The organism is Mesorhizobium sp. M7A.F.Ca.CA.002.09.1.1, from assembly GCF_003998555.1.
Lineage (GTDB): Bacteria > Pseudomonadota > Alphaproteobacteria > Rhizobiales > Rhizobiaceae > Mesorhizobium > Mesorhizobium ciceri.
This window is the reverse complement of the sequence record NZ_RZRR01001284.1, coordinates 1-1,112: the sequence shown is the minus strand read 5'-3', so window position 1 is coordinate 1,112 and position 1,112 is coordinate 1. Positions and strand designations below refer to the sequence as shown.

At 62.3% G+C, this 1,112-nt stretch carries 1 protein-coding gene; it reads left to right on the top strand.

Features of this window, described 5'->3' with window-relative positions; all coding sequences use genetic code 11:
- A partial coding sequence (locus EN994_RS32555; protein WP_164746480.1) for an RHS repeat protein occupies window positions 1–1,112 on the top strand: 1,112 nt, incomplete at both ends.

Sequence of the window (1,112 nt, the reverse complement as noted above, 5' to 3'; positions counted from 1 at the left end):
GACCGACGCCCGAGGCACGGTCACAACGCTCGCCTACGACCAGATGGACCGGCTGACGCTGAAGACGGCAACGGCAGCAGGCGGCAGCCCGGTGACGCTGACCCAGAACACCTACGACCAGGCGGCGTCGGGTTACTACAACATCGGCCAGCTGACCCGCTCGGAAAACGCGGCTGCCGTCCAGCTCTACAATTATGACGGCCTCGGCAAGGTTGCTCGCCAGGATGCCACGATCGCGGGGATCACCAACTATACGTTCAACGTCCACGACGGCTCCGGCCAGAACGTATATGTCCAGTACTTTCCTGTTCAGCTCGACTTCGGTTCGAACGCGAACCGCCTGCAATACACCGCCGGCAACAAGCTCGCCTCCGCCCCCGGCTTCATCACCTCGACCATTTACGAGGCCGATGGCCAGACCAAGGAGATCACCTATTCGAACGGTGTGAAGACCTCGTTCACCTATTCGCCGACGCGGCGCTGGCTGACGCGTGTCACCACGGCACGAGGCGCCACCATCCTGCTCGACGATCAGTACGCGCGTGACAGCCTTGGCCGCATCACCGGCACCACGGGGCTGACGGCTTCGGACAGCTGGACCTATGGCTATGACAATGCCGACCGGCTGACGGCAAGCAGCAATCTGGGCAACACCGCGCTCAGCGAAAGCTTTGTCTATGCCGCCAACGACAATCTGACCTCGCGTACCCGTGTCGCCGGCACCTATATCTATCCCGCGGCAAGTGCTGCTCGTCCGCATGCGCCAACCTCGGTCGGCGCCAATGCTATGGCCTATGATGCCAATGGCAACCTCACCTCCGATGGCAGCCGCACACTGGTCTGGGACGAGGCCAACCGGCTGAAGACGGTCACGCTGGCCTCCAACACTGTCAATCTCGCTTATGGACCCGACGGAGCGCGCGCGAAAAAATCCTCGAGCTTCGCCACCACACTCTATCCCGATGCCAATGTCGAGATCGACCCGGCGACCCCGGGCGCGGAGATCTACACCAGGTATCCGCATCCCGACATCAAAGTGACGGGCACGACAAAGGCCTTCCTGCATCGTGATCACCTGGCCTCGGTGCGCATGGTCACCGACAGCACCAGCG